At 69.4% G+C, this 6,485-nt stretch carries 6 protein-coding genes; 4 read left to right on the forward strand and 2 right to left on the reverse strand.

The genetic code is table 11. The features are described 5' to 3' along the window. Positions 1-73: 73 nt before the first annotated feature. Positions 74-673 carry a hypothetical protein gene (locus ACFWZ2_RS43235; protein WP_384555293.1) on the reverse strand — a complete coding sequence of 200 codons (600 nt, stop codon included), beginning with the start codon at positions 671-673 and terminating at the stop codon, positions 74-76. Positions 674-743: 70 nt separating this feature from the next. After that, positions 744-1,256 (reverse strand): hypothetical protein, encoded by a 513-nt coding sequence (locus ACFWZ2_RS43240; protein ID WP_384555294.1) that lies wholly within the window; start codon positions 1,254-1,256, stop codon positions 744-746. A gap of 191 nt (positions 1,257-1,447) precedes the next feature. Between ACFWZ2_RS43240 and ACFWZ2_RS43245 the strand changes: the two genes are divergently transcribed. The 4 genes from ACFWZ2_RS43245 to ACFWZ2_RS43260 all read left to right on the forward strand — a co-directional run bounded on the left by ACFWZ2_RS43245 (position 1,448) and on the right by ACFWZ2_RS43260 (position 6,306). Next, on the forward strand, positions 1,448-2,227 hold the full coding sequence (locus ACFWZ2_RS43245) for an enhanced serine sensitivity protein SseB (RefSeq protein WP_384555295.1): 780 nt from the start codon (positions 1,448-1,450) through the stop codon (positions 2,225-2,227). A gap of 143 nt (positions 2,228-2,370) precedes the next feature. After that, positions 2,371-3,144 carry an enhanced serine sensitivity protein SseB C-terminal domain-containing protein gene (locus tag ACFWZ2_RS43250; protein ID WP_384555296.1) on the forward strand — a complete coding sequence of 258 codons (774 nt, stop codon included), beginning with the start codon at positions 2,371-2,373 and terminating at the stop codon, positions 3,142-3,144. Positions 3,145-3,441: 297 nt separating this feature from the next. After that, complete coding sequence (locus tag ACFWZ2_RS43255) at positions 3,442-4,446, forward strand: ABC transporter permease (protein WP_384555297.1); 1,005 nt, start codon at positions 3,442-3,444, stop codon at positions 4,444-4,446. A 102-nt stretch (positions 4,447-4,548) separates the two neighbouring features. Continuing rightward, complete coding sequence (locus ACFWZ2_RS43260) at positions 4,549-6,306, forward strand: ABC transporter substrate-binding protein (RefSeq protein ID WP_384555298.1); 1,758 nt, start codon at positions 4,549-4,551, stop codon at positions 6,304-6,306. Positions 6,307-6,485: the final 179 nt, after the last annotated feature.

The raw sequence follows: 6,485 nt of genomic DNA on the forward strand, positions 1-6,485 counted from the left end.
CGCCATCCGTCGGCGCGGGCCCCGGCTGCGTACGAGGGAGTCGTACGAAGCAGTCGTACGAAGCAGTCGTACGTCAGAAGGGCAGACCCGGGATCTTCGGCAGGCCGGGGATCGCCGGGACGGCCGGGGCCTCGGGCAGGCCCGGGACCTTCGGGACCTCGGGCAGGCCCGGGATCTTGGGCGCCTCCGGCAGCTTCGGCAGGTCCTTGGCCAGCTTGCCGAGGCCGACCTGGATGAGCAGGTCCACCGCGAGCTGCGGGACCGCGTTGAGGGCGACGACGAGGCCGAGGAGGTCCGCCTTGGCCGCCGCCTTGATCAGGACGTCCACCTGGGACTTCAGCTTGGCCTCCGCCGCGGCCGCCGGGTCGTCGTCCTTGGGCTTGGGCTCCGGGTCGGCCGCGCGCACCGCGCCGATCGCACCGAGCACCCGCTCCATGGCGGCGTCCACGGCGGCGCTGTGCGACTCGTCCGCGGTGCCGTCGGCGGCGCGTTCGGTGAGTTCGTCGATGGCGGCGTAGAGGGCGTCGAAGCCCTGCTCGACCAGGACCGCGCGGTCCTCGGCGGAGCGCGTGACGGAGGGGGCCGCGAAGGCGGGCGCCGCGGTCATGGCGACGGCGCCCGCGGAGAGGGAGACGGTGACGGCGAGGGCGGTGACGGTCCTGCTGAGTCGCATGGGAGGGTCCCTTCTGGTTGCTGAACTGGCTGAACTGGCTGAACTGGCTGAACTGGCTGAACTGGCTGGACTACTGGGGGGTTTGCGGAAGCTGTGCGGTGGCCGGATCCACCTCGGGGGCCGGCGGCAGCGAGTCGATCCACTGGCTCAGGCCGACCGCGAACAGGAGGTCGTTGGCGGCCTTCGGCACGGTCTGCAGGGAGCCGATGACCTTGATCCAGTCGCCCTCCGACGCGGCGGCGACCAGCGCGTCGACCTCCTTCTTCAAGGTGGCCCGCGCCATGCCGGGCCAGGTGCCCGGCTGTGCCGTGTCCGGCGTGGGCGCGCCGAGCAGGGTGTCCAGCTCGGCGCTGACCTTCGCCAGGCCGTCGGGGTTGATCCACCCGCCGAAGGAGGTGTCGAGCAGGTACTGGCACGCCTCGAGGAGCGACTCCAGGTCCTGCACCGTGCGGGGCACGGCGGGTGCGGCGGGTGCCGCGGGTTCGGCGGGCCGCGCTGCGGCGGCCGGCCCCGCGGCCCCCAGCAGCAGAGCGCCGCAGAGGGACGCGCCGAGGGCGAGCGGGACGGTCCTGCGCGGTCTCATGAACGGGGTCCTTTCGGCGGGTGGCACGGCATGCCGGGGCGTACGGCATTACGGCCACCCTCGAAGCGGTGGCTACACCTCGCAACCAGACGGATGCGGAGCGTGTCCATTTGGGTGCACGCGTCCGGCCCCGCACCGACCGGCGTTAAGGTTCGAGCCGCAGGCAGAGCGGTCGAGCAGGGGTTGGACAGATGGACTTTCCGGCGCAGGCACACGCCCATCCGTATGGCGGATGGCCGGGCAATGAACTCGAAGAGGTGCTCGCGGCCTCCCTCGGCGCGTCCGCGTCCGCCGGCGGCCGCATCGTCGAGGTCCTCGGCCGCAGCCCGATCTGGATCCCGCTGCCGAACGGCGGCGGCCCCGACAGCGGCACCCTGGACCTGCCGACGCTGGAGATCGACGGCCAGGCGTACGTCCCCGTCTTCAGCTCCGAGCAGCAGTTCCGCCAGGCACTGGGTGACGCGGCCGACCGCATGGGCTGCACCGTGGCGCCCGCCGTGGAGTTCGCGCGCGGCCTGCCCCCGCAGCTGGGCATCGCCCTCAACCCGGACGGCACCGTCGGCGTCCCGCTGCCGCCGCCCGCCGTCGCCGAGCTCGCACGCGTCGGCCGCACCGAGCTCGACGGGCCCACCACCGGCGGCCGCGTGCGCCTGTACGAGCCGGACTGGCAGCACGACCCGGTGGACTTCCTGGCCGCCGCCGGGCGCGAGTTCGAGGCGACGGGCGTGGTGCTCACCGCCCGCCGCTGCCTCGCCGACATCGAGACGGACGACCCGACCCTCTTCGTCGGCGTCGAGCTGGCCACCTGGGACGGCAATGCCCGCGAGCTGCCGATGGAGGCGCTCGGCCGCGCCCTCGGCCAGGTGCCCGCGCCGTGGCCGGTGAACCTCGTCCTGCTCGACGTGGCGCAGGACCCGGTGGGCGACTGGCTGCGCGAGCGGGTGCGGCCCTTCTATCGTCGTGAGGTCTGAGGCCGCGTACGTCGTGAGGTCTGAGGCCGCGTACGTCAAGTCCGCGCCGGGATCGCCGCTTAAGCTGGTTCCATGACCCGGCCGGGGCACCGTGGTGCCGGGCGACGGGGTTCGTCGAATTCGTCAAGAAGGGGCGGTTACGGGTGAGTGCGTCGGGCACGGGCGCGGCCGGTCAGGTCGAGCAGATGCTGCGCCAGGTGACGCCGGGGCGTTACGACGCGTACGAGGCACTGCTGCGCGCGCTCGCCGCCGACCAGGTGTGGATGCTGCTCTGGCACGGCCAGGCCGGATCCCCCGACGCCCAGTACGGGAACATGGAGGTCGAGGGCCTCGGCTACGCACCGTGCGTGACCTCCGCCCAGGAGCTCTCCGCGAGTGGCTGGAACCGCAGCTATGAAGTGGTGCGCGGACTCGACGTGGCGCGCACCCTCTACCCCGACCACTACGGCCTCTGGCTCAACCCGCACGCCCCCGGCGGCGGCGTCGGCATCCCCTGGCTCGATCTGCGCCGCATCGCCACCGGCCTCGACCTGCTGCCCGCGGGGCCGCTCAGGCTGACCGAGCCGAGCATCGAAATCCCCCAGTTCTACGCCCTGTTGACGCAGAACGCGCACCGCACCCCCGCGGTGCGTTCGCTGCGCAGGGCCTGGGTGCAGCCCGCGCTCGGTGCGCCCTATCTGGCCATCGGCCTCGATGTGTACGACACGTCGCCGCCGTCGGTGGACGCGGTGCGCGCGATGATGCAGCAGTCCATCGGGGCCGTCCCCGAGGGGCTGCCGGTGTCGACCGTCGCGATGTCCGACGACGACGATCCGGTCGCGATGTGGCTGCGTGCCAACGCCCGGCCGTTCTACGACCGCGAGGCCCAGGCGGCCGCGGCGCCCGCGGGCGGTTACGGATACCCGGCGCAGTACTGAACAGCAGGAACGGGCGCGATGTCCGTTCTGATGCGGGTGGGGCCCTATGGGCTCCCGTGGTTCCTTGCACCCCAACTGCCCCGTGTTCGCCCCTCGTTCACACGCGTCCGCATAACGGAACACCTCGATCAGCATCACGGTTGCGCATCCATTCCCCGTCAAGGCTGGTAACAGATCGCGACGTGGATGAAGACTCCCGCTCCAGGGGCCTTCGCCCCTGTGTACGACGGACTGATCACGTCGCTACAGCGGCAAGTGCGGGCCGGTCACCACCGGTTGAGAGGGGTCCCTGCCACGATGACGGCGCCATTGCATGACACACCTGCGGACGCGGACCCGACCGAGGACGTCGCCCCCGCAGCTGATGCAGGGGTGAAGAAGGTCGAGGGACGGTCCCTCAAGCAGATCGCCTGGAACCGGCTGAAGCGGGACAAGGTCGCCCTCGCGGGCGGCATCACGGTCCTTGTCCTGATCCTCGTCGCCGTCTTCGCGCCCCTGATCGTGAGCCTGTTGGGCCATCCGCCCAACGACTTCCACCAGGAGAAGCTGGACGAGCTGACCAACCTGCCCAAGGGCGCACTCGGCGGAGTGAGCGGCGACTACCTCTTCGGGGTCGAGCCGAACAAGGGCCGCGACGTCTTCAGCCGCATCGTCTACGGCGCGCGGATCTCGCTCCTCGTGGCGTTCCTCGCGGCCATCGTCGCCGTCGCGCTCGGCACCCTCTTCGGGATCATCGCCGGCTACTTCGGCGGCTGGGTCGACGCGCTGATCAGCCGCGTGATGGACGTGCTGCTCTCCTTCCCGCAGCTGCTCTTCATCATCTCCCTGGTCTCCGTCCTGCCGGACGACCTGCTCGGTCTGCAGGGCACCAGCGTGCGCGTCGCGATCCTCGTCCTGGTCATCGGCTTCTTCGGCTGGCCGTACGTCGGACGGATCGTCAGAGGCCAGACTCTTTCGCTCCGTGAGCGCGAGTACGTGGAAGCGGCCCGCAGCCTCGGCGGCGGACGGCGCCACATCCTCTTCCGCGAGCTGCTGCCCAACCTGGTCGCCCCGATCACCGTCTACGCGACGCTGATGATCCCGACCAACATCCTCACGGAGGCGGCCCTCAGCTTCCTCGGCGCCGGCGTCAAGCCGCCGACGGCCTCGTGGGGCGGCATGCTGCGCGACGCGCTCGAAACGTACGAGCACGACCCGATGTTCATGGTCTTCCCGGGCGTGACGATCTTCATCACGGTCCTGGCCTTCAACCTCTTCGGCGACGGGCTGCGGGACGCGCTCGACCCGAAGGGGACGCGTTAGAAGTCCTCAACTGACTTGCCCCTGCCGCACGTCAGGTGGCTCTACCCATGGTTCTCCGGCAGCTCAAGGCCAGGGACCGCGAATCTCGGAGGTTACGAGAAAATGCCCACAGTTTCCTCGAAACGACGGCTCACCGCTGGTGCGGCCCTCGTCGTCGCGGCGCTGGTGACCACCACGGCCTGCGGCAGCGGTGACGGTGACGACGGCGGCGACGGCAAGGGGGCCGGCTACAACGCGGCGCTCAACAAGGTCGCCAACGCGTCCAAGAAGAAGGGGGGGACGCTGAAGATGGTCGGCAAGCAGGACCTCGACTCGGCCGACCCCCAGCGCGCCTACTACGGCATGTCCTGGGACTTCATGCGCTTCTACACCCGGCAGCTGGTGTCCTACGACACCAAGCCGGGCAAGGCGGGCACGAAGCTGGTCCCGGACCTCGCGACCTCCACCGCGAAGATCTCCGACGACGGCAAGACCTACACGTACAAGCTGCGTGACGGCCTGACCTGGGAGGACGGCTCCAAGCTGACCTCGAAGGACGTCAAGTACGGCATCGAGCGCGCCTGGGCGACGGACACCATCACCGGTGGCCCCGGCTACATCATGGAGACGCTCGACCCCGACGGGAAGTACAAGGGGCCGTACAAGGACAAGGGCGGCCTCGACGCGATCCAGACCCCCGACGACCAGACGATCGTCTTCAAACTGCCCAAGCGCAACGGTGACTTCGAGCAGTTCCTCGCCATGCCGAGCGGTTCGCCGGTCAAGGAGTCCAAGGACACCAAGGCGAAGTACACGCAGCGACCCTTCTCCTCGGGCCCGTACAAGTTCCAGGAGTACAAGTCCAACAAGAAGATCGTGCTGGTCCGCAACGACAAGTGGAAGAAGTCCTCGGACCCGATCCGCGCGGCGCTGCCCGACAAGATCGACGTGACGATCTCCGCCAACCTGGAGGAGAACGACAAGAAGTTGATGGAGGGCGACTACGACGTCGACCTCAACGGCACCGGCATGACCCAGTCCGGCCGCGTCTCCGCGGTCTCGGACCACCGGGGCAACGTCGACAACATGCACACGTCCTTCGTGCGCTACGTCGCACTGGTCCACACGGCGGAGCCGTTCGACAACGTGCACTGCCGCAAGGCCGTCTTCTACGCCACGGACTTCGCGAGCCTGCAGCAGACCCGCGGCGGCAAGGTCGCGGCCGGTGACATCGCCAACAGCACGTTCCCCGTGGCGATCCCGGGTCACAGCGACTACGACCCGTACGGCGTCCTCAAGCGCAAGGGCAAGCCGGACCTCGCCAAGGCCAAGGACGAGCTGAAGCAGTGCGACAAGCCGAACGGCTTCTCCACCAAGCTCACCGCGCGCAACAACAACCCGGGTGAGGTCGACGCCGCCGAGGCGCTCCAGGCCCAGCTCGCGAAGGCCAACATCAAGGTCGACGTCGACGCGCTCGACGGCGCCGACACCTCCAGCATCACCGGCTCGCCGTCCGTCGTGAAGAAGCGCGGCTACGGCATGACGATGAGCGGCTGGGGCCCGGACTTCCCCTCCGGCCAGGGCTACGCGCAGCCGCTGTTCGACAGCCGCTTCCTGAAGTCGACCGGTAACTACAACGAGTCCCAGATCAAGGACAAGAAGGTCGACGGTCTCTTCGACAAGGCGATCGCCCAGACCGACCCGGCCAAGGCCGGCGAGATCTACAAGGAACTCGACAAGCGCATCCTCGACCAGGCCGACTGGATGCCCTTCCTGTACGAGAAGAACATCACCTGGCGCGGGTCGAGGCTGACCAACGCCTACATGTCCGACGCCTACAACGGCCGTTACGACTACGTCTCGCTCGGCGTCGTCAAGTAACTGCCGCCGCAGCACCCGTAGTTGATCGACCGTCACACCGCCGCCGAATCCCGCCAGTCCGAAGGGCAGGTGATGGCCCCGGGCGGGGGGGGGGGCCCCCGACAAACGGGGGCCCGCCCCCCCCCCGGGCCGCGCCGCGGGAGATGTTGAAAAAACGCGACCCAGGGACCAGAAGAAAG

Origin of the sequence: Streptomyces sp. NPDC059002 (assembly GCF_042740435.1) — a bacterium.
Lineage (GTDB): Bacteria > Actinomycetota > Actinomycetes > Streptomycetales > Streptomycetaceae > Streptomyces.